Here is a 20,816-nt window from a genome sequence, read left to right on the forward strand (position 1 = left end):
ATGACAGCACCTGCCCACACCCAGTACGACGTCGTGATCATCGGCGGGGCCATCATGGGATCGTCGGTGGCGTGGTTTCTGACGGACACCGCGGATTTTGACGGGCGGGTCCTGGTGATTGACCGGGACCTGTCCTATGCCAACAGCTCGACCGCGCACACGAATTCGTGCATGCGGCAGCAGTTTTCCACCGCGCTGAACGTGCGCATCAGCCAGTTCGCCGCCGCATTCGTCAAGACCCTGCCCGAACGGATCGGGGACCCGCGCGTGCCGGCCCAGACGATCCAGAATTTTGGCTATCTGTATCTGGCGGACACCCCGGGCTTTGCCGACACCCTGCGCCGCAACTGGCAGGTGCAGCGCGCCGCGGGGGCCGAGACGGAGTTGTTGTCACCGGACGACATCGCCGCCCGCTATCCGTTCTATGCGTTGGATGATATCCAGCTGGGCTCGATCAACCGCCGGGACGAGGGGTATTGGGACGGGGGCACGGTGTTTGACTGGTGGCGCCGGTCCGCCCGGGCGCGCGGCGTGGAGTATGTCCAGAACACGGTCGTGGCCATCAACCGCAAGGGCGCGCGCGTGGACAGCGTGACCCTTGCCAGCGGCGAGGTCATCAGCTGCGGTCAGCTGGTCAATGCCTCTGGCCCCCGGGCGGCCCAGACCGCGCGCATGGCGGGGATTGACCTGCCGGTGGAGCCGCGCAAACGCTTCACCTATATCTTCACGGCCGAGCGGCCCCTGGACCGGGAGTTGCCCCTGACCATCGACCCCTCTGGCGTGCATTTCCGGCAGGACGGGCCCACGACCTACATGGCCGGGGCCGCGCCGCTGGTGGATGTGGCGGTGGATCCCACGGATTTCGCCATGGATCACGACCTGTGGGAAAGCCACGTCTGGCCCACTATCGCCACCCGCATCCCCCAGTTCGAGGCGATCCGCGTGACCACCGAGTGGACCGGGCACTATGCCTACAACGTCTTTGACCAGAACGCGATCGTGGGCCCCCATACGGAGCTTGCGAATTTCATCTTCCTCAACGGGTTTTCCGGCCACGGGTTGCAGCAATCGCCTGCCATGGGACGCGGGGTGGCGGAATGGCTGACCTACGGGGGCTACCGCACGCTGGACCTGTCGCCCTTTGGGTTCGACCGGCTGGCCGCCCAAGGCCGGGTGGTGGAGCAGGCGGTGATCTGACACCCCTAGCCCTGTTCGATGGTGATATCCGCCGGGCGGCTGTGGGCGGCGCAGGTTTCGGCATTGGGCAGGTCGTTGCCCGTGGCCTTGGCCAGCGCATCGGCGGGCGAGAACCCGTGATCCGCCCAGCGTTGCAGCAGCCGCGCGCGCAACTCTACCATGGGGACCTGTAGCTGGATCGTCAGGTCCCAGTGCGGGGCCAGCCCGTCCCAAGGGGCCTGATCCAACAGCAGGTAATTGCCCTCTACGATGATCTTGGTGATCTCGGGTCCGACCTCGCCCGCCCCTGCGATGGCCGCGTCCCGGGCACGGTCGAACAGGGGGTAGATCACGCGCGGTTCGCGCCGCAGACGTCCGATCAGGTGGGACAGGCCCGCCACGTCAAAGGTCGCGGGCGATCCTTTGCGCGCCCGCAGACCGCGCGCCTCTAGCAGGGCATTGTCCAAATGAAACCCGTCCATGGGCACCACGGCGCAGGACGGATCACAGGCCGCGATCTGCTGGGCCAGGGTGGATTTCCCGCTGGCGGGCGCGCCGGCCAAGGCCACGATCCGGCGCAGCCCGCTGTGGGGCAGGGCGGCTATTTCTTGCGCTATGTCGCTGGGGGTCATGGCCGGTCCTTCCAGGAAAACAACTTTTGTTGGTAATTTTGCCCATATCTTGTAAATATTGACGCGCGGCAATGCTTTCTTTGCCGGTAGTAAACGTCAAGGCCCCCTTATGTCTACCGATGTCCCCACCAAGATCCGCAACATGGAGGAGTTCGCCGCCGTCAGTGGGATTTCGCGCCCGACCGTGTCGAAATACTTCAACGACCCCAATTCGGTCCGGGTCAGCACCCGCCAACGGATCGAGGCGGCGCTAGAGACCTATGACTACCGCCCTAACGTCTATGCGGTGAACCAGAACCGCAAACTGACCAAGAACATCGGGATCGTGGTGCCGTTTCTGGCAGACCCGGTGTTTGGGGAGTTTGCGCGCAGTATCGAACAGATCTGTCTTGATGCCGGTTATCGACCAACGGTGTTTTCCGCCCACGGCGATCCGGCGACCGAGGTGGACATTCTGGAAACCCTGCGATCCATGAAGCCTGCCGGGGTGCTGATCGCGCCACTGGGGCGGGCCTCCGACCGGCGCGCCATCGAAAAGTTCACCAAGAAAGTGCCCACAGTCCTGTTCGACAGCGAACTGGCGGACCTTGGGCTGTCTTTCGTCGGGGCGGACAACCCGCAGTTTACCCGGCTGATGGTGGACTTTTTGTGCCGCACCGGCCAGCCGCCGTGCTTTTTCGAAATGGAAACCCCCGCCAACCCTAACGCCCGCAAGCGGCGTCACAGCTACATCGAGACGATGGAACGTCTGGGTCATGTACCGCAAATCGTCCGGGTGCCCGGCACCGGGTGGGGGTTTGAGCACATTGGCCTGACCGAAGGGGCGCGGGCCTTTGACACCGGTGCCTTCACCTCGCGCACGATCTTGTGCAGTAACGACCGGCTGGCCATCGGTCTTTTGACGGCCGCATTCGAGCGCGGGATCAAGGTCGGGCGCGACGAAGGGGATGGGATTCGTATCGCGGGGCAGGATGATCACCCTTTTTCGCGATATACCTGCCCCCCTCTGACCACCATCGGTCAAGATTTTGACGCAATTTCCCGACAGGCCGCCGAGATTTTGTTTTCCGTGTTGGACGGGGCGCAAACCCCTGTGGAAAAAAGATATATTCCGGGAAACCTGATCATGCGTGCGTCTGCTTGATCGCTAAAAACTTTACGCCCGTAAATATAATAGTTGACGCTTGAAGTGATATAGCTTTACCCAAGCTACAGGCATTCAGACCTAAGGGAGGAATAGAATGTACTTTGGGAACGCACTTCGTGCGGCGACCGCTGTATCTTTGATTGCAGCAACCGGCGCTTATGCAGATGGCCACAGCAAAACGATCACCATCGCCACCGTGAACAACGGCGACATGATCCGTATGCAGGGCTACACAGACAACTTCACCGAAGCCACCGGCATCAACGTGGAGTGGGTCACGCTGGAAGAAAACGTGCTGCGCCAGCGCGTCACAACGGACATCACCACCAAAGGTGGTCAGTTCGACATCATGACCATCGGCATGTATGAAACCCCGATCTGGGGTTCGAACGGCTGGCTGGTGGCGCTGGACGATCTGTCCGCCGAATACGACGCGGCTGACATCCTGCCCGCAATGGCGGGTGGCCTGTCCCATGACGGCACGCTTTATGCGGCACCGTTCTACGGTGAATCCTCCATGGTCATGTATCGCACGGACCTGATGGAAGCTGCCGGTCTGGAAATGCCTGACGCGCCAACATGGACCTTCATCCGCGAAGCCGCGGCTGCCATGACCGACCGCGAGAACGAGATCAACGGCATCTGCCTGCGCGGCAAGGCCGGTTGGGGCGAGGGTGGTGCATTCATCACGGCCATGTCCAACTCCTTCGGCGCGCGCTGGTTCGACATGGACTGGAACGCACAGTTCGACACCGAAGCCTGGGCCAACACACTGAACTTCTTCAAGGGTATGATGGACGAATCCGGTCCTGCCGGTTACGCCACCAACGGCTTCAACGAGAACCTGTCGCTGTTCAACCAAGGCAAATGCGGCATGTGGATTGACGCCACCGTTGCGGCGTCCTTCGTGACTGGCGATGACAGCACTGTGGCAGACAGCGTTGGCTTCGCACTGGCCCCCGACAACGGTTTGGGCAAACGCTCCAACTGGCTGTGGGCCTGGGCACTGGCAATCCCCGCCGGTACGCAGCAGGAAGCCGAAGCAAAACAGTTCATCGAGTGGGCCACCTCCAAGGACTACATCGAGCTGGTTGCAGCCAACGAAGGTTGGGCAAACGTGCCTCCGGGTGCCCGTACATCCCTGTACGAAAACCCCGAATACCAAGCCGTGCCTTTCGCACAAATGACCCTGGACTCGATCCTGTCGGCTGACCCGAACAACTCCACCGTAGAGCCTAGCCCCTACGTCGGTATTCAGTTCGCCGCGATCCCTGAATTCGCTGGCATCGCCACCGAAGTCAGCCAAGAGTTCTCGGCCGCTTACGCCGGTCAGCAGACCGTCGAAGAAGCGCTGGCGAAGGCGCAAGCCATCACCAACGAAGCTATGGAAGCCGCTGGCTACCGCTAAGCGTCTCTCCGAGGGCGGCCTGACCGGGGCCGCCCTCACCTTAACGACCCATCCGAAATTGCTATACATCTGAAGATGGGCCCATCCGTGCTGCCCGTCCATAGGAGAGGTACATCCAATGGCAACCAAAGCGTCCCGCACCGCCGCCCGGATCATGATGGCCCCCGCGGTCTTTGTGCTTCTGGTCTGGATGTTGGTGCCTCTGACCCTGACCCTGATCTTTTCTTTCAAGAAGTTCCTGCCCCTGCGCGGTGACCGGATCGAAAGCGGCTGGGAATGGTTCACCCTTTTTCCGAATTTTGACTGGGTCGGCTTTGACAACTATCGCCGCTTTGTCACCTCCAGCGCATTTTGGCCTGCGGTGCAGACCACGCTGATCATCGTGCTGGGCGTTCTTGCGATCACCATTGTTCTGGGCATCTTCATCGCCATGCTGCTGGACCAGCCCATGTGGGGCCAAGGTGTCGTGCGGATCCTTGTCATCGCCCCCTTCTTCGTGATGCCCACCGTTTCCGCGCTGGTTTGGAAAAACATGTTCATGGACCCCGTGAACGGCCTGTTTTCCCACCTGTGGCGCTTTTTCGGGGCGGAACCTGTCAGCTGGCTGTCCGACGCCTCGCTGCCGTCGATCATCATGATCGTGTCGTGGCAGTGGCTGCCCTTTGCCACGCTGATCCTGCTGACGGCGATCCAGTCGCTGGACAGCGAACAGTTGGAAGCCGCCGAGATGGACGGCGCGCCATGGCACAAGCGGTTCTGGTTCATCGTCCTGCCGCACCTGTCGCGGGCCATCACCATCGTGCTGCTGATCCAGACGATCTTCCTGCTGGCTGTCTTTGCCGAGATCTTTGTGACCACGGGCGGCGCATTTGGCACCCGGACATTGTCCTACCTGATCTTCCAACGTGTGCTGGAAAGCCAGAACGTTGGCCTCGGGTCCGCCGGTGGCGTCTATGCCATCATCCTTGCAAACATCGTCGCGATTTTCCTGATGCGGATCGTCGGCAAGAACCTGGATAACTGATCATGGCGCGCGCTGTTACATCCCGCCGCAAGGCAATCAACACCACGATCGCGTGGGCCATTGGTCTGCTGATCTTCTTCCCGATCCTTTGGACCATCCTGACGTCCTTCAAGACCGAGGGCCAAGCCATCGCCAGCCCGCCCATCTTTCTGGGCTTTGACTGGACGCTGGAAAACTACGCCACGGTGCTGGAGCGGTCCAACTACGGCCGGTTCCTGTGGAACTCGATCTTTCTGGCGGGGGGCTCCACGCTGCTGGGTCTGATTATCGCGGTGCCTGCGGCATGGTCCATGGCCTTTGTGCCTTCGCACCGAACCAAGGACATCCTGCTGTGGATGCTCTCCACCAAGATGCTGCCGGCGGTGGGTGTGCTCTACCCCATCTACCTGCTGTTCATCGAGCTGGGCCTGCTGGACAGCCGCATTGGCCTGATGATCGTGCTGATGCTGATCAACCTGCCGATCATTGTGTGGATGCTGTACACCTACTTCCGCGAAATCCCCGGGGAGATCCTGGAGGCCGCGCGGATGGACGGGGCCACCCTGGGCCAAGAGATCCTCTATGTTCTGACCCCCATGGCCGTGCCCGGGATCGCCTCCACCATGTTGTTGAACTTCATTCTTGCATGGAACGAGGCCTTCTGGACCCTGAACCTGACAAGTGTGAACGCAGCCCCGCTGACGGCCTTTATCGCCAGCTACTCGTCCCCCGAAGGCCTGTTCTTCGCGAAACTCTCGGCGGCCTCCACCATGGCCATCGCACCGATCCTCATCCTTGGCTGGTTCAGCCAAAAGCAACTTGTCCGCGGCCTCACCTTCGGCGCCGTCAAATAAGACAAACGAAATAAGGAACCTGATCCATGGGACAAATCCAACTCAAACAGGTCACCAAAAGCTTTGGCGAGACCCAAGTCATCCCCCCACTGGACCTGACCATCGAAGACGGTGAGTTCACGGTCTTCGTCGGCCCCTCGGGCTGCGGGAAATCCACCCTGCTGCGTCTGATCGCGGGGCTGGAGGATATCACCACCGGCCATATCGAGATCGACGGCAAGGACGCCACCGATCTGGTCCCCGCCAAACGCGGTCTGGCCATGGTGTTCCAATCCTACGCCCTGTATCCCCACATGACCGTGCGCAAGAACATCGCGTTTCCAATGCGCATGGCCAAGATGGATCAGGCCGAACAGGACCGCCGGATCGAGGCCGCGGCCAAGGCCCTGAACCTGACCGACTATCTGGACCGTCGCCCGGGCCAACTGTCGGGTGGTCAACGCCAGCGGGTCGCCATCGGCCGCGCGATTGTGCGCGAACCCTCGGCCTTCTTGTTTGACGAGCCTTTGTCGAACCTTGACGCCGCCCTGCGGGTCGGGATGCGCATGGAAATCAGCGAGCTGCACAAGAAACTCGACACCACCATGATCTATGTGACCCATGATCAGGTGGAGGCCATGACCATGGCCGACAAGATCGTCGTGCTGCGCGCCGGTTACATCGAACAGGTCGGCAGCCCGCTGGAGCTATACAAGGCTCCGCGCAACACCTTTGTGGCCGGTTTCATCGGCTCGCCCAAGATGAACCTGATCGAGGGGCCAGAGGCCGCCAAGCACGGCGCGCACACCATTGGCGTGCGGCCCGAACACTTGACGATCTCGGCCACCGAAGGGCCGTGGACAGGTAAGGTCGGCGTGTCCGAACACCTGGGCTCCGACACCTTCTTCCACATCCACGACACCGGGCTTGCCGACACCATCACTGTGCGTGCAGACGGCGAAGTGGACTTCAAATACGGCGACACGGTGCACCTGACCCCGCGCGCGGACGTGATCCACAAATTCGGCGCCGACGGTCTGAGGATCGAGTGATGCGACTGACCGGAAAGACCGCCCTGATCACCGGGGCCGCCCGCGGTATCGGGTTGGAATTTGCCAAACGCTACATCGCCGAAGGGGCGCGCGTGGCCATCGCGGATATCAACATCGACCGGGCGCGCGCGGCGGCGGCTGACATCGGTGCCGTCGCCATCGAGATGGACGTGACATTGCAAGACAGCATCGACGCGGGCGTGACACAGGCCGTGGCCGCGTTGGGCCAGATCGACATTCTGATCAACAACGCCGCCCTGTTCACCGCCGCCCCGATCGTCGAGATCGACCGTGCGGATTTCCAGCGCGTCTTTGATATCAACGTCGCAGGCACCCTGTTCACGTTGCAGGCCGTGGCGCGGCACATGATCGACCGGGGCATTCGGGGCCATATCATCAATATGGCCAGCCAGGCGGGCCGCCGGGGCGAGCCGCTTGTGGCGGTCTATTGCGCCACCAAGGCGGCGGTGATTTCGATCACCCAATCCGCCGGGCTGGACCTGATCCGCCACGGGATCAACGTGAACGCAGTCTCTCCGGGGGTTGTGGACGGGGAACACTGGGACGGGGTGGATGCCTTCTTTGCCAAGCACGAGGGCAAGGCCCCGGGCCAGAAAAAGGCCGAAGTGGGCGCCGCCGTCCCCCATGGCCGCATGGGCACGGCACAGGACCTGACCGGCATGGCCGTGTTTCTGGCAAGCGATGACGCCGACTACATCGTGGCCCAGACCTATAACGTAGACGGCGGAAACTGGATGAACTGATGGCAGATGGGACCAACACTATGACCACGACACCCCTGTCGAATGCGACACTGTCCGACATGCCGCAGGACGTCCGCGTCCCCACCTACGACCGCGCGGCCCTGACACCGGGCATCGTGCACATCGGCCTTGGCAACTTTCACCGCGCGCACCAGGCGTGGTATCTGCACCGCCTGATGGAACAGGGCAAGGCCCACGACTGGGCGATCATCGGCGCGGGCGTGCGCGCGGGCGATGCGGCCATGCGCGACCGCCTGCTGGCCCAGGACTGCCTGACGACCCTGATCGAACTGGACCCATCCGGCACCCGAGCCGAGGTCTGCGGCTCCATGATCGACTTTCTGCCCGTGCAGGACGGCAACGGCCCCCTGATCGCGCAAATGGCCGACCCCGCTATCCGCATCGTCGCCCTGACCGTGACCGAGGGCGGTTATTTCATCGACCCAGCCACCGGGGCCATGGACGTGGATCACGCGGACATCCAGCACGACGTGGCCCATCCGCAAAGCCCCCGCACCGCCTTTGGCGCCATGGTCGAGGCCCTGCGCCTGCGCCGCCTCGCCGGGCACCCGCCCTTCACAGGGCAAAGCTGTGACAACCTGCAAGGCAACGGCGACCGCCTGCGCGACACCATCGTGACGCTGGCCCGCATGACCGACCCGGATCTGGCGGACTGGATCGCCGGGCAGGGGGCCTTCCCCAACGCGATGGTCGATTGCATCGTGCCCGCCACCGGCCCGGATGAACTGGCGCTGGTCAAAACCTTCGGCATCGACGATCAGGCCCCCGTGACCCACGAGAACTTTCGCCAATGGGTGATCGAGGATCACTTTTGCGCCGGTCGCCCCGCATGGGAAGACGCGGGCGCAACCCTGACCGACGACGTCCACCCCTTCGAGGCGATGAAGATCCGCATCCTGAACGGCGGGCACCAGGTCATCGCCGTCCCCGGTGAATTGCTGGGCACCGAGACGATTGCCGACACCATGGCGCACCCGCTGATCGACGCCTTCTTGCGCAAGGTCATCACCACCGAGGTGGCGCCCCATGTGGCCGCCGTGCCCGGCACCGATCCGGCCGCCTATTTAAATCTGGTTGTCAGCCGCTTTGCCAACCCCAAGATCAAGGATACCACCCGCCGCGTGGCCTTTGACGGGTCGTCCCGCCAGCCGGGCTTTGTCCTGCCTTCGGTGCTGGATGGTCTGGCGGCCGGGGTGCCGGTCGAGGGCCTCGCCCTCGCCTCTGCCCTGTGGGCGCGGTATTGCCAAGGCACCCGCGAGGATGGCACCCCCATCGCGCCCAATGACCCCTTCTGGGACGATCTGACGGCGATTGCGCAACAGGGGCCCAAGGCATGGCTGGGGATGGCGCATATCTACGGCGATCTGGCCCACCAGCCCACCTTTGCCGATGCCTTCACCCAGTGGCACGGGCATATCGTGGCCCACGGCGTCACCTCGGCCCTGACAGCCTACACCAGCGCCTAGCCTAGGACCAAAGCACGCAGTTACAATTCCCCTGGCCCGGGCCTATGTCGAGGTCAGCCAAGAAGGAGCGTGCCATGCCAACCGTAACCTTGCCCCTGACGGGTTTGAACTGCGGGTCCTGCGTGGGCCGTGTGGATGCCATGCTGCGCGCCCGCGCAGACGTGGCCGACGTGGCCGTGAACCTTGCGACTGAAAGCGCGACCTTGACCACCGATGACGTAGCCCCCGTGGCCGCTGCCTTGGCCGATCTGGGCTATCCTGTGCGCGCCGAGACCACGACACTGGTGGTCGAGGGCCTCAGCTGCGCGTCCTGCGTGGCCCGGGCAGAGGCGGCCCTGCGCGCCCAACCGGGCGTCACCGCGGCCAGCGTGAACCTTGCCACCGAGACGGCGACCGTGACTCATCTGGGCGGCGTCACCACGCCCGCGCGCGTGGCGCTGGCCCTTGCGGACGCGGGCTATCCCGCGCACCCCAAGACCGACAGTGCCCCCGTGGACCGCAAGGCCGACGAGGCCCGGGCGCTGGCCCGCCAGACGATCATGGCCGCCTGCCTTGGCGTGCCTGTGTTCGTGCTGGAAATGGGCGGGCATATGATCCCGGCGTTTCATCACGTCATCATGGGCACAATCGGGATGCAGGCGTCCTGGGTGATCCAGATGGTCCTGACCACCGCGCTGCTGCTGGGGCCGGGGCGGACCTTTTTGCGCGCGGGGTGCCGGCCCTTGTGAAAGGCGCGCCGGATATGAACAGCCTTGTGGCCTTGGGCACCGGAGCGGCCTGGGGCTACTCCATTGTCGCCACCCTTGCCCCGCAGGCCCTGCCCGAAGGGTCCCGCGCCGTGTATTTCGAGGCGGCGGCGGTGATCGTCATGCTGATCCTGCTGGGCCGCACCCTGGAGGCGCGCGCCAAGGGCCGCACAGGGGCCGCCATCCGCGCGCTGGTGGGCTTGCAACCGCGCACGGCGCGACTGCTGCGGGACGGCACGGCGCAAGACGTGGACATCGCGGCCCTCGTGACCGGGGACACCGTGCTGGTCCGCCCGGGCGAACGGATCCCCACAGACGCCGAAGTGACCGAAGGCTCCAGCAACGTGGACGAGGCCATGATCACCGGCGAACCCCTGCCCGTGGCCAAGGCCCCGGGCGACGCGGTGACGGGCGGCACGATCAACGGCACAGGTGCCCTGACCCTGCGTGTGACCCGCACGGGCGAGGATACGACACTGGCCCAGATCATCCGCATGGTGGAACAGGCCCAAGGGGCCAAGCTGCCGATTCAGGCGCTGGTGGACCGCGTGACGCTTTGGTTCGTGCCGGTGGTGCTGGTGGTGGCGGCGCTGACGGTGCTGGTGTGGGTGACGGTGGGGCCCGGCGGGACGCTGGCACTGGTGGCGGGGGTGTCGGTCCTGATCATCGCCTGCCCCTGCGCCATGGGTCTGGCCACGCCGACCTCGATCATGGTGGGCACCGGCCGCGCGGCAGAGCTGGGGGTGTTGTTCCGCAAGGGCGACGCCCTGCAATCGCTGGCGGGCGTGGATGTCATCGCCTTTGACAAGACCGGCACGATCACCGAAGGCAAGCCGCAAGTGACACAGGTTGTCCCCATGGGGACACGCTCCGTGGCCGAGATCCTGACCCTTGCCGCCGCCGTAGAGGCCCTGTCCGAACACCCCATCGCCCACGCCATCGTGCAGGCCGCCCCGGGGTCAGTTTCGGGGGATGTGCCCGAGGCCGCAGATTTCATATCTACCACCGGCCAAGGCATATCCGCGCGCGTCGAAGGCCAGACGGTAGTCATCGGGGCCGCGCGCCAGATGCAGGCTCATGGCATCGACACGACCCCGTTGGAGGGCCAAGCCAGTTCCCTCGCCGCCCAAGGACAGACGGTGGTGTTCATGGCGGTGGACGGCGCACTGGCCGCCCTGATCGCCGTGGCCGACCCGATCAAACCCTCCAGCGCGGCGGCCATCCGCGCCCTGACGGATCGCGGCCTGCGCGTCGCCATGATCTCGGGCGATGCGGAGCCCACCGCCCATGCCATCGCCGCCCAGCTTGGCATCACGGATGTCGTGGCCGGTGTCCTGCCGGACGGCAAGGTCGCGGCCCTCGATGATCTGCGCCGGGGGGGCACCATCGCCTTTGTCGGGGACGGGATCAACGACGCCCCGGCGCTGGCCCATGCGGATGTCGGCATCGCCATCGGCACGGGCACCGATGTCGCCATCGAAAGTGCCGATGTGGTCTTGATGTCGGGCGACCTGCTGCATGTTGTGCACGGGTTGGCCGTGTCTCGTGCGACTTTGCGCAACATTCGCCAGAACCTCGGCTGGGCCTTCGGCTACAACGCCGCGCTGATTCCCGTGGCGGCCGGTGCATTGTACCCGGCGTTCGGCTGGATGCTGTCCCCGGGGTTCGCGGCGGGTGCCATGGCCCTGTCGTCCGTGTCGGTCCTGACCAACGCCCTGCGCCTGCGCAAGCTGCGCGCTTCGCATCCTGGCGCGCCTGTGGCATAACCTGCGCACCAGTCAGGAGCGGACATGACACAGATCACCTCCCCCAACGGCGCCGCCCTGTCGCGCCTGTGTTTCGGCACCATGCAGTTCGGCGGAACGGCGGACGCCCAGGCCAGCCGCGCCATGTACGACGCCTCTCGCGCGGCCGGGATCAACTTCTTCGACACGGCCTATGTCTACACCGATGGGGCGTCGGAAACCCTGCTGGGCCAATGCGCAGCGCCTGAACGTGACGACCTGATCATCGCCACCAAGGCCGCTTACACCGGTGGCAGCAGCCGGGATAACATCCTGAAATCATTTGATATCAGCCGTAAGCGCCTGGGCATGGACATGGTGGACGTGCTGTACCTGCACCGCTGGGACGGGGACACGCCGTTGGCGGAAACCTTCGAAACCCTTGCCAACCTGCAAGCCTCTGGCGCGGTGCGGTTCATCGGCGTGTCCAACTTTGCGGCGTGGCAGGTGGTCAAGGCCCAAGGGGTCGCGGCAACCTTCGACACCCGGATCGACCTGCTCCAGCCCATGTACTCGCTGGTCAAACGACAGGCAGAGGTCGAGATCCTGCCCATGGCCCAATCCGAGGGGATCGCCGTCGCCCCCTATTCGCCCCTTGGCGGTGGTCTGCTGACGGGCAAATACGCGCAAGGCGGGCAGGGGCGGTTGTCCAGCGACCCCCGCTACAAGGCGCGCTACAACCCCGACTGGATGCACGCGGCGGCGGGACAACTGTCTGATATTGCAGTGGATTTGGGCGTGCACCCCGCAACGCTGGCGGTGGCCTGGGCCGCGGCAAATCCGGGCGTTACGGCCCCGATCATCAGCGCCCGGGATGCGGATCAACTGGCCCCGTCGCTGGCGGCCATGGCCTACGATCTGGATGCGCTGACCTACGCCCGCCTGACCGCCCTGACCCCAACGCCTGCCCCCGCCACGGACCGTCTGGAAGAGGCCTAGCCCGCCGCGCCTTCGCGGTGTATCCGATGGGGAAAGGAGCCGCCCATGCCATATCCCACGATCTACGTCCTGCGCCACGGCGAGACGGAATGGAACGCCGAGGGGCGCTTTCAGGGGGCACTGAACTCTCCGTTAACGGCTCTTGGCCGCGATCAAGCCGCCGCACAGGGGCGCGCCTTGGCGGCCTTGCCCCTCGATCAGATCGAGGTGCGCGTCAGCCCCCAAGGCCGCGCCTTCGAGACCGCAGCAATTGCTTTGGCAAGGCAAGTCAGTCACTTACGCACCGATGACCGCCTGCGCGAGATCGAGGTGGGCGCGTGGTCGGGACAGTTGCGCGCGGGGCTATCGGCCCCCGGCGTGACGCTTCAAGACACCCCTGACGGCCCGCTGGCCCTGTACGAACACGCACCGGGCGGGGAAGGGTTCGCCGCCCTGCGGGCCCGGTGCACGGACCTGTTGGACAGCTTGACCGGCCCCACGATCCTCGTGACCCACGGCATCACGTCACGGATGCTGCGCGCGGTGGCCTTGGGCTTGCCGTCCTCGGATCTGGGCGATCTGCCGGGCGGGCAGGGGGTTGTCTATGTCATTGAAAACGGGTCTCAATCTGCCTTGCCCACCGTACCTGAGGGGGCACTTTAGCTGCGCTTTTTCATGATCGCCATGGCCCTTTGCGTTGCCACGCCCGCCGTGGCGCAGATCCGCGTCGCTTTCGACGAAGGCGCCCCAACCGACCGATTTACGATCACAAACACGGGCGCTTGCGCAGTGTCTGAGGTAGAGATCACCATTGATCTGACCCCTTCCATCGGTGGATTGATTTTCGACACCACCGATCAGGGCGCCGGTGTGCAAGTGTTTCAGCCTTTAAGGGTCATCGCAGGCGCGCAGGCGCTTGCCGCCGTGCCAACGGTCAGCGATGGCGACCGCAGCGTCACGTTGGCTTTGACGCAGCTGGAGGCGGGCGCAGAGGTCGCGTTTACCACCGATGTGGATGACACCCTCGGCCGGCGTACGATCACGGCCTCAGGTTCCGAAATCGAGGGTACGGCGATCGTTGTGCGCAAAGGCGATGCTGTTTTGTGGCGCGGGTCTTTGGATAGGCAGGGCCGCGGGCAAACGTCGGGCACAACGTGCAACTAAAAGGACGCGAAGGGTCTTGCAAAGGGGGCGTTGCTGGACTATGACGCCCTCGTCGGGTCGTTAGCTCAGTTGGTAGAGCGCTTCGTTTACACCGAAGATGTCGGGAGTTCGAGCCTCTCACGACCCACCATTCCTCCCTCGCAAATGATGCCAGCACTGCCGCGGCAAGCGCCGTGAACAGGCCATGTCAGTCCCGGTGAACCGCTGTATATCCAAGCAACGTCTGGCGGCAGCGTAGTATGCCAACGACCATTAACGAATTTGTGAAGTGGTGGGCGACCCTGGAATCGAACCAGGCGTGCGTCTCCGCGAGGGAGTTACAGTCCCCTGCCACACCTTGCGGCCTGTCGCCCACTGAGCGGCTGATTATCTGGCCCCCCTAACCCCGTCAACCGCAAAAATCACCCAGCCGCTTGCGCATAGCCCGCCCGTGCCGCAAGAGAGAGGGAACGTCAGGAGCCTGCCATGAAAAAGCCCAAGTGGATCGTCGAAAAAGAACAAGCCAAGCGCGCCGCCGCCAATCATACGGTCTGGCTGTTTGGCCTTCATGCCGTGCGCGATGCCCTTGAAAACCCAGCCCGCGAGAAGCTGCGGCTGGTGCTGACCAAGAACGCCGCCGACAAGCTGGGCGAGGCGATCCGGGCCAGAGGTGTGGTTCCCGAAATGGCCGACCCGCGCAAGTTTCCTGTGCCCCTTGATCCCGGGTCTGTACATCAGGGTGCCGCGTTGGAGGTCAAGCCGCTGGACTGGGGCAAGTTGCGCGATGTCTGCCTGCCGGGCCGGGGCCAGACTCCGCGCGTTGTCCTGCTGGACCGGGTGACGGACCCCCACAACGTGGGCGCGATCTTGCGCTCCGCCGAGGTGTTTGGCGCCCGGGCCGTGGTCGCGCCGACGCGCCATGCCGCCCCCGAGACGGGCGCGCTGGCCAAGACCGCGTCCGGCGCGCTGGAACGGCAACCCTACCTGCGCATAGGCAACCTAGGCGACGGGATGGAGGCGCTGCGGGAGCTCGGTTACACCCTGATAGGCATGGATGGCGAGGCCGAGGAAACCCTGACCGAGGTCGCCGCCCGCCTGACCGACCGTCCTGTGGCGATCGCCCTTGGGGCCGAGGGTCCGGGCCTGCGCCAGCGCACCAAAGAGCTGTGCGATCATCTGGTGCGTATCGACCCGGCGGGCGGTTTTGGGTCGCTCAACGTCTCGAATGCGGCCGCAGTGTCCCTATATGGGTTGGGAAAGGGGTAACCGATGGCCCACCAGACCAAGATCGCGACTTGCTGTTATTGCGGCAAACGCACCACGCTGCGCCTGACCGCCCGCCATGGGCACGAGCTGGCCTGCGGGGCCTGCGGCGCGCCCTTGCACGAGATGAAGCCCCTACGCATGGCCCCGGTCAAAGCGCCCAAAGCCCAGCCCACAAGTGCCCCCGCCGCCCGCCCGCCGAAAAAGAAAAAGGTCAAAAAGCGCAAGCCGCTCTGGAAAAAGGCTTTGGGCGAGGCGTTTGACGTCATCGAGGACATTTTTGACTGACCTGCATCGGCACCTTTTTGCCGACGCATTCGGCCCCTCTTTTCTGGCGGCCAATCGTTCCCATTTAACTCCTACGGGCTTGCGGATGTCGGAACCGCCGCGCGGCCCTCACTGTCCCTCGTTCCGCACTTCGCGCCCGTGGCCCTTGCTGCGGGCGTTTTTTTCTGGCCCAATCTGGCCATGACGTTCAATCCTTCTGACGCCCTGCTGCGCGATATCCTGACCCGGCCCAAGACGTTTGCCTGTGTTGGCGTCTCGCCAAATCCGATCCGTCCCAGCCACTACGTGGCGCGATATCTGACGCAAAGGGGCTTTCGGGTGATCCCGGTGAACCCCGGTCATGCGGGTAAAACCCTGTTCGGCGAAACCATCCATGCTGATCTATCGGACATCACGGAGCCAGTGGACATCGTCGACATCTTTCGCCGGCCCGAAGCTGTGCCGCAAATCGTCGAAGACACCCTGACCCATCTGTCCGGTGTCAGCTGCATCTGGATGCAAATCGGCGTGACGCACCCAAAGGCGGCTGCAAAGGCGCAGACGGCCGGCCTGACCGTGATCCAAAACCGCTGTCCCAAGATCGAATATCAGCGCCTGTTCGGAGAGTTGCGCATGGGCGGCTTCAACACTGGCATCATCAGCTCGAAACTCTAACGCCCGTTAAGGTTAACGCGCCCGCCCCTCATTGTTCCCAAAATACCCTCGGGGGTGTGGGGGCTGGCCCCCACTCATCGGATCAGGTTGGGCCGAATTTTCAGTTTCGGGGCCGTCCCCAGATGCCGGTTCAACCGCCGGTTGGCCCAGCCAAACACGGCAATGATCAGCAGGGTCACCAAGATGAAATACATCGCCAGGATCGGGTAGGGCACGAAGGGGTTGAACGTCTTGTCTGCGAAATAGCTGGCGTAATACAGCGCGTCGCCCTGTTGCTGGCGTGCTGGAAAGCCAGTGATGAACACCAGTGTCGTGGAATGGAACAGAAAGATCGCCTCGTTGGTATAGGCGGGCCATGCCAGACGCAGCATGGTGGGGAAGGTGATGCGGCGGAACTTGGCCCAGCCGAACATGCCGTAGGCGTCCGCGGCCTCCATGTCGCCTCTTGGGATGGACCGCAACGCGCCGTAGAAAATCTCGCCCGTGTAGGCGGCCGTGTTCAGGAACAACACGATCAGCGCCCCAAGCCACGCCGCGGAAAACGCATCAAAAACCGGCGAGACGGATTTCAGGGACAGAAAGGTGAAATAGGCAAAGAAGAACTGGATGAACAAGGGCGAGCCCCGGAACACAAAGATGAACCACGCGGATGGGCGCTGCACCCACGGGTTGGACGCGGATTTGCCCACGCCCACCGCCACGGCCAGAAAGAACCCAAGGCACAGGGCGATCAGGCCGAAGTAGATGTTCCAGATCATGCCCGACCCGATCAGGGTGAATTGCTGACACAGGGTGAAATCTGTGCGCGGCAGCAACCGCTCTCCGTATCCGATGGACCGCAGGCCGTAGTCGGTGATCGTTTGCCAACAGCTCATGCCGCTTTCCTTTGCGCGTCACCGCCCGTGGTGGCTTGACCGTGGGACAAGCGCAGCATCAGGCGGTCCAACATCACTTCGGACACGCGGGTGAAGGCCAGATAGAACACCAGCAAAAACAGGAAGTACCACATGCGCCAGTCCCCGTGGGGATAGTCGGTGAAGCGGGGGTTGGCTGTGCCGCCCAACTCTCGCGCCCAATAGACGATGTCCTCCACCCCCAGCAGGAACAGCAAGGGCGTGGCCTTTATCAATACCATCCACAGGTTCGACAGGCCGGGCAGGGCGTAGACCCACATCTGCGGCACGAGGATCCGCCAAAAGATCTGGCGTGTGGTCATGCCATAAGCCTCGGCGGTTTCCAGTTGCGCGCGCGGCACCGCCCGCATGGCCCCGTACAACACGTTGGACGCGAACGCCCCGAACACGATGGCAAAGGTCAGCACGGCCAGCATGAAGCCATAGCTTTCGTGCACCCACTGCGGGGCATTGCCCAAGGGCAGCTTGGCGGCTTGGCACACGATAAAGTCGTTGCCCTGCCGGATCGGTTCGTCCCAGTCGGGGCACTTGACCTTGTGGCGCAGGTACTCGAATGCCTGATCCAGCGCGATGACGAAGAACAGGAAGAACGCGATGTCCGGCACGCCGCGCACCACAGCGATGTAGCCCTTGCCGAACCACCGCACGGGCCAAACCCGAGACCGCGCCGCCGATGCCCCGGCAAAGCCGAAGGCCAAGGCAAGGGGAGCCGTGATCGCCAGCAACAACAGCACCGTGCCGAAGCTGATGTAGAAGTTCATGTGCTTGCCCGTGGTCAGATAGCACGCAAACCACCGCAGGGTGTCCAGGGTCGATGGGTCGGTGCAGAAACTGAACAACGGGTGGCTCTCCTTGTTGCTCCACTTTCCTGCTTGGGGCAGTGTTGTCAACGGACCAAGGGGGCGGGACAGGCGATGGCACAGAAAATCATCATTGTGGGCGGCGGTGTGATCGGTGCGGCGGCCGCCTACCGGCTGGCGCAGGCAGGGGCGGATGTGACCGTTCTGGCGGCGGATGCCGGGGCGACGCCGGCATCGTTTGGATGGATCAATGCCTCCTTCGCGTTGAACGCGGATCACTATCGGCTACGCCTTGCGGGGATGCAGGCCTATGACCGGTTGGCGCGGGATCTGGATATTCCTTTGGTGCAAACGGGGTGCCTGAGTTGGGAGTTTCAGGGCGACGCCCTGCACGACACCGCCCGCGCCCTGACCGAACAGGACTATCCGGTCGATATCCTGACCCGCGCACAGGTCCAAGCCTTGGAACCGGCGGTGGCCGGGTTGCCGGAAGAGGTGCTGCTGTTCCCGACCGAGGCCGCGGCAGAGTCGTCCGAACTGGTCACAGCCTTGTTGTCCGGGGTGCGGGTCGTGTCTGGCACGCGGGTCACCGGGTTTGAAGCCAAGGCGGACACGATCACGGGGGTGCACACGGACGCGGGCATCTTGCATGCCGACGAGGTGCTGGTGGCCGCAGGTACGGGCACCGAAGGACTTTTGGCGACGCTGGATATCCCGCTGCCCATGGTGCCCCGCCCGGCCTACGTCATGGAAACCAGACCCGTCGCACCTGTGTTGTCACACGTGCTGGCCACGGACACCGGCGAAGTCCGTCAACGCCCCGACGGCGTGCTGGTCATGCCGACCGCAGCCTCGCATCAAGGGGACACGTCCGAGGCTTTGGACATCACAGGCCCAGTGGCGGCGGCGGATGCGATCAAACGCCTGCGGGCCCTGTTGCCCGGTCACGATCTGGATTGGGCACGGGTCACACGCGCGGCCCGCCCCGTGCCCGCCGATGGCCTGCCAGCAGTGGGGCGCCTGCGCCCGGGGCTGACCGTGGCCACCATGCACTCCGGCCTGACGTTGGCCGCTGTCATGGGCGAGCTTTTGGCACGTGAGATCAGCATGGGACCCAGCAACGAGAGCACGGCGCTGTTGGCTCCGTTTCGGCCCGGGCGTTTCCAATAGGCCTGCGCAAAAAAAGGGCCGCCCGAGGCGACCCTTTTCCAGTTTATGAAGCGGACCTTAGAAAGGTTCGCCCACGCCCCATTTTGCGATCAGCGCGTTCAGACTGCCGTCTTCCTTCATAGAGGTGATGGCCATGTCGAACTTGGCTTTCAATTCGGTATCAGACTCGCGCAGGCCCATGCCGACGCCGCCGCCGATCAACTCGTTCTGCTCCAACATGGCCAGCTCTGCGTCCGCCTCGACGATCGGGTCAAGGAAAGATTTGTCGGCCAGAACCGCATCCGCTTCGCCCGCTTTCACAGCCGCCACGGTTTCTTCCGGGGTAGCGAATTCGATCAGGGTCGCGCCCATGCTGGCCACGAAGGAGGCCTGAATGGTGCTGGTCTGCGCGGCTATCACGGCCGTTTTCACATCCAGACCTTCGTTGCCAGCGGCCACGACGTAGGACGAGGGGTCAGGCTGGGTGTAGTTCTGGGTGAAGTCGATGACCTCATCGCGCTCGGCGGTGATGGACATGCCTGCGATGATCGTGTCGTAGTTGCCGGACACCAGGTTTGGGATGATGCTGTCCCATTCGTTGGTGACCCACTCGCAGGTCAGCTCGGCCCGCAGGCACAGCTCGTCGCCCAGCTCGCGCTCGAACCCGTCAACCTCGCCGTCATCGTTCAGAAAGTTGTAGGGAGGGTAGGCGCCCTCGGTCCCCATGCGCACGACGGAGTGGCCGTCTGCAAAGGCCATGCCCGCAGTGAAGGCAAAGGCAGCTGTGGTCAGCAGTAGTGTTTTTTTCATTTAAACTCTCCCGGAGTGTTGGGGTCAGTGCCCGCTTGTGGCGTTGAGGAACTGTTGCAGGCGCGTCGATTTTGGCGCGCCAAACAGGGCCGTTGGTGGCCCTTCTTCTTCGATCTTCCCTTGGTGCAGGAAAATCACATGGTCCGAGACGTCCCGGGCCAAATTCATGTCGTGTGTCACGATCAGCATCGTGCGCCCCTCGGCGGCCAGGTCCTTGATCACGCGGATCACCTCTTGCTCCAACTCTGGGTCAAGGGCGCTGGTCGGCTCATCAAACAAAAGGGCCTTGGGTTCCATCGCCAGCCCACGCGCGATGGCGGCGCGCTGTTGCTGGCCGCCGGACAGTTGCGCGGGGTAGACGTCGCACTTGTCGCCGATGCCGACCTTGTCCAGCAGTTTGCGGGCCCGCGCCTCGACCTCTGCCCGGTCCTGTTTGAGGACGGTTAGGGGTGCCTCCATGACGTTTTCAAGGATCGTCATATGGGCCCACAGGTTGAATTGCTGAAACACCATGGACAGGTTGGTGCGGATGCGCCGGACCTGATCGCGGTCGCCGGGGCGGCGGTTGGCCCCGGTTCCGGCCCAGGTCACCGGTTCTCCGCAAAACAGGACCTCGCCCTGTTGGCTGTCCTCCAGAAGGTTGCAACAGCGCAGCAGTGTGGATTTGCCCGACCCAGAAGAGCCGATCAGAGAGATCACGTGCCCCTGCGGGGCCGCCACATCCACGCCTTTCAACACCTCCAACGCGCCATAGGCTTTGTGCAGGTTACGCATTTCAATCACAGGTGTGGAATCGGTCATTCAAATGTCCGCTGGCAGTCGGTTGGCTGGTACTAAGCGCGGGA

Annotated in this window: 20 protein-coding genes, 2 tRNA genes and 1 pseudogene; 17 read left to right on the forward strand and 6 right to left on the reverse strand. The window is 63.7% G+C overall.

Features of this window, described 5'->3' with window-relative positions:
- Positions 1–1,197, forward strand: coding sequence for an NAD(P)/FAD-dependent oxidoreductase (locus ACZ1G0_RS04760; RefSeq protein WP_472735896.1), 1,197 nt, complete (start codon positions 1–3; stop codon positions 1,195–1,197).
- Between the two features lie 5 nt (positions 1,198–1,202).
- Here the strand turns inward: ACZ1G0_RS04760 and ACZ1G0_RS04765 are convergent, their stop codons facing one another.
- Positions 1,203–1,808: a nucleoside/nucleotide kinase family protein gene (locus ACZ1G0_RS04765; protein WP_472735897.1), complete on the reverse strand. Its 606-nt coding sequence runs from the start codon at positions 1,806–1,808 to the stop codon at positions 1,203–1,205.
- 109 nt (positions 1,809–1,917) lie between these two features.
- On the opposite strand from ACZ1G0_RS04765, the gene ACZ1G0_RS04770 reads away from it, so the two are divergent.
- From ACZ1G0_RS04770 to ACZ1G0_RS04825, 12 genes and pseudogenes are all read left to right on the forward strand, one after another.
- On the forward strand, positions 1,918–2,952 hold the full coding sequence (locus ACZ1G0_RS04770) for a LacI family DNA-binding transcriptional regulator (protein ID WP_472735898.1): 1,035 nt from the start codon (positions 1,918–1,920) through the stop codon (positions 2,950–2,952).
- 97 nt (positions 2,953–3,049) lie between these two features.
- Positions 3,050–4,363, forward strand: a complete 1,314-nt coding sequence (locus ACZ1G0_RS04775) for an ABC transporter substrate-binding protein (protein WP_472735899.1) — start codon at positions 3,050–3,052, stop codon at positions 4,361–4,363.
- A gap of 118 nt (positions 4,364–4,481) precedes the next feature.
- On the forward strand, positions 4,482–5,387 hold the full coding sequence (locus tag ACZ1G0_RS04780; RefSeq protein ID WP_472735900.1) for a carbohydrate ABC transporter permease: 906 nt from the start codon (positions 4,482–4,484) through the stop codon (positions 5,385–5,387).
- Between the two features lie 2 nt (positions 5,388–5,389).
- Positions 5,390–6,220 carry a carbohydrate ABC transporter permease gene (locus ACZ1G0_RS04785; RefSeq protein WP_472735901.1) on the forward strand — a complete coding sequence of 277 codons (831 nt, stop codon included), beginning with the start codon at positions 5,390–5,392 and terminating at the stop codon, positions 6,218–6,220.
- Positions 6,221–6,246: 26 nt separating this feature from the next.
- A complete protein-coding gene (locus ACZ1G0_RS04790; RefSeq protein WP_472735902.1) occupies positions 6,247–7,251 on the forward strand; it encodes an ABC transporter ATP-binding protein in 1,005 nt (334 codons plus the stop codon).
- Complete coding sequence (locus ACZ1G0_RS04795; protein WP_472735903.1) at positions 7,248–8,015, forward strand: L-iditol 2-dehydrogenase; 768 nt, start codon at positions 7,248–7,250, stop codon at positions 8,013–8,015. The genes ACZ1G0_RS04790 and ACZ1G0_RS04795 overlap by 4 nt, the downstream gene beginning before the upstream one ends.
- Positions 8,016–8,035: 20 nt before the next feature.
- Positions 8,036–9,502 carry a mannitol dehydrogenase family protein gene (locus ACZ1G0_RS04800; protein ID WP_472735904.1) on the forward strand — a complete coding sequence of 489 codons (1,467 nt, stop codon included), beginning with the start codon at positions 8,036–8,038 and terminating at the stop codon, positions 9,500–9,502.
- Between the two features lie 74 nt (positions 9,503–9,576).
- Positions 9,577–12,014 (forward strand): annotated as a pseudogene (locus ACZ1G0_RS04805) (heavy metal translocating P-type ATPase).
- 24 nt (positions 12,015–12,038) lie between these two features.
- On the forward strand, positions 12,039–12,971 hold the full coding sequence (locus ACZ1G0_RS04810; protein ID WP_472735905.1) for an aldo/keto reductase: 933 nt from the start codon (positions 12,039–12,041) through the stop codon (positions 12,969–12,971).
- A gap of 45 nt (positions 12,972–13,016) precedes the next feature.
- A complete protein-coding gene (locus tag ACZ1G0_RS04815; protein WP_472735906.1) occupies positions 13,017–13,613 on the forward strand; it encodes a histidine phosphatase family protein in 597 nt (198 codons plus the stop codon).
- A gap of 12 nt (positions 13,614–13,625) precedes the next feature.
- Entirely contained in the window at positions 13,626–14,114 is a 489-nt protein-coding gene (locus ACZ1G0_RS04820) for an aggregation factor core (RefSeq protein WP_472735907.1), read from the forward strand.
- Positions 14,115–14,168: 54 nt separating this feature from the next.
- A tRNA-Val gene (locus ACZ1G0_RS04825) sits at positions 14,169–14,244 on the forward strand.
- A gap of 139 nt (positions 14,245–14,383) precedes the next feature.
- Here the strand turns inward: ACZ1G0_RS04825 and ACZ1G0_RS04830 are convergent.
- Positions 14,384–14,467, reverse strand: a tRNA-Tyr gene (locus ACZ1G0_RS04830).
- A gap of 112 nt (positions 14,468–14,579) precedes the next feature.
- On the opposite strand from ACZ1G0_RS04830, the gene rlmB reads away from it, so the two are divergent.
- The 3 genes from rlmB to ACZ1G0_RS04845 all read left to right on the forward strand — a co-directional run bounded on the left by rlmB (position 14,580) and on the right by ACZ1G0_RS04845 (position 16,298).
- A complete protein-coding gene (rlmB, locus tag ACZ1G0_RS04835) occupies positions 14,580–15,359 on the forward strand; it encodes a 23S rRNA (guanosine(2251)-2'-O)-methyltransferase RlmB (protein WP_472735908.1) in 780 nt (259 codons plus the stop codon).
- A gap of 3 nt (positions 15,360–15,362) precedes the next feature.
- Positions 15,363–15,644 carry a hypothetical protein gene (locus ACZ1G0_RS04840; protein WP_472735909.1) on the forward strand — a complete coding sequence of 94 codons (282 nt, stop codon included), beginning with the start codon at positions 15,363–15,365 and terminating at the stop codon, positions 15,642–15,644.
- A gap of 180 nt (positions 15,645–15,824) precedes the next feature.
- Complete coding sequence (locus tag ACZ1G0_RS04845) at positions 15,825–16,298, forward strand: CoA-binding protein (RefSeq protein ID WP_472735910.1); 474 nt, start codon at positions 15,825–15,827, stop codon at positions 16,296–16,298.
- Between the two features lie 74 nt (positions 16,299–16,372).
- Here ACZ1G0_RS04845 and ACZ1G0_RS04850 read toward each other — a convergent pair whose 3' ends face one another.
- A complete protein-coding gene (locus ACZ1G0_RS04850; RefSeq protein WP_472735911.1) occupies positions 16,373–17,173 on the reverse strand; it encodes an ABC transporter permease in 801 nt (266 codons plus the stop codon).
- On the reverse strand, positions 17,170–18,051 hold the full coding sequence (locus ACZ1G0_RS04855; RefSeq protein WP_472735912.1) for an ABC transporter permease: 882 nt from the start codon (positions 18,049–18,051) through the stop codon (positions 17,170–17,172). The genes ACZ1G0_RS04850 and ACZ1G0_RS04855 overlap by 4 nt, the downstream gene beginning before the upstream one ends.
- A 75-nt stretch (positions 18,052–18,126) precedes the next feature.
- Here ACZ1G0_RS04855 and ACZ1G0_RS04860 point away from each other — a divergent pair, with 75 nt between their 5' ends.
- Complete coding sequence (locus tag ACZ1G0_RS04860; protein WP_472735913.1) at positions 18,127–19,182, forward strand: NAD(P)/FAD-dependent oxidoreductase; 1,056 nt, start codon at positions 18,127–18,129, stop codon at positions 19,180–19,182.
- Between the two features lie 57 nt (positions 19,183–19,239).
- On the opposite strand, the gene ACZ1G0_RS04865 is transcribed toward ACZ1G0_RS04860, so the two are convergent.
- Complete coding sequence (locus ACZ1G0_RS04865) at positions 19,240–19,971, reverse strand: transporter substrate-binding domain-containing protein (protein WP_472735914.1); 732 nt, start codon at positions 19,969–19,971, stop codon at positions 19,240–19,242.
- A gap of 24 nt (positions 19,972–19,995) precedes the next feature.
- The gene (locus ACZ1G0_RS04870) at positions 19,996–20,772 is read right to left on the reverse strand and encodes an ABC transporter ATP-binding protein (protein ID WP_472735915.1); all 777 of its coding nucleotides are present in this window, start codon (positions 20,770–20,772) and stop codon (positions 19,996–19,998) included.
- Positions 20,773–20,816 lie beyond the last annotated feature (44 nt).

This window comes from Thalassobacter sp. HA4-2 (assembly GCF_055693705.1).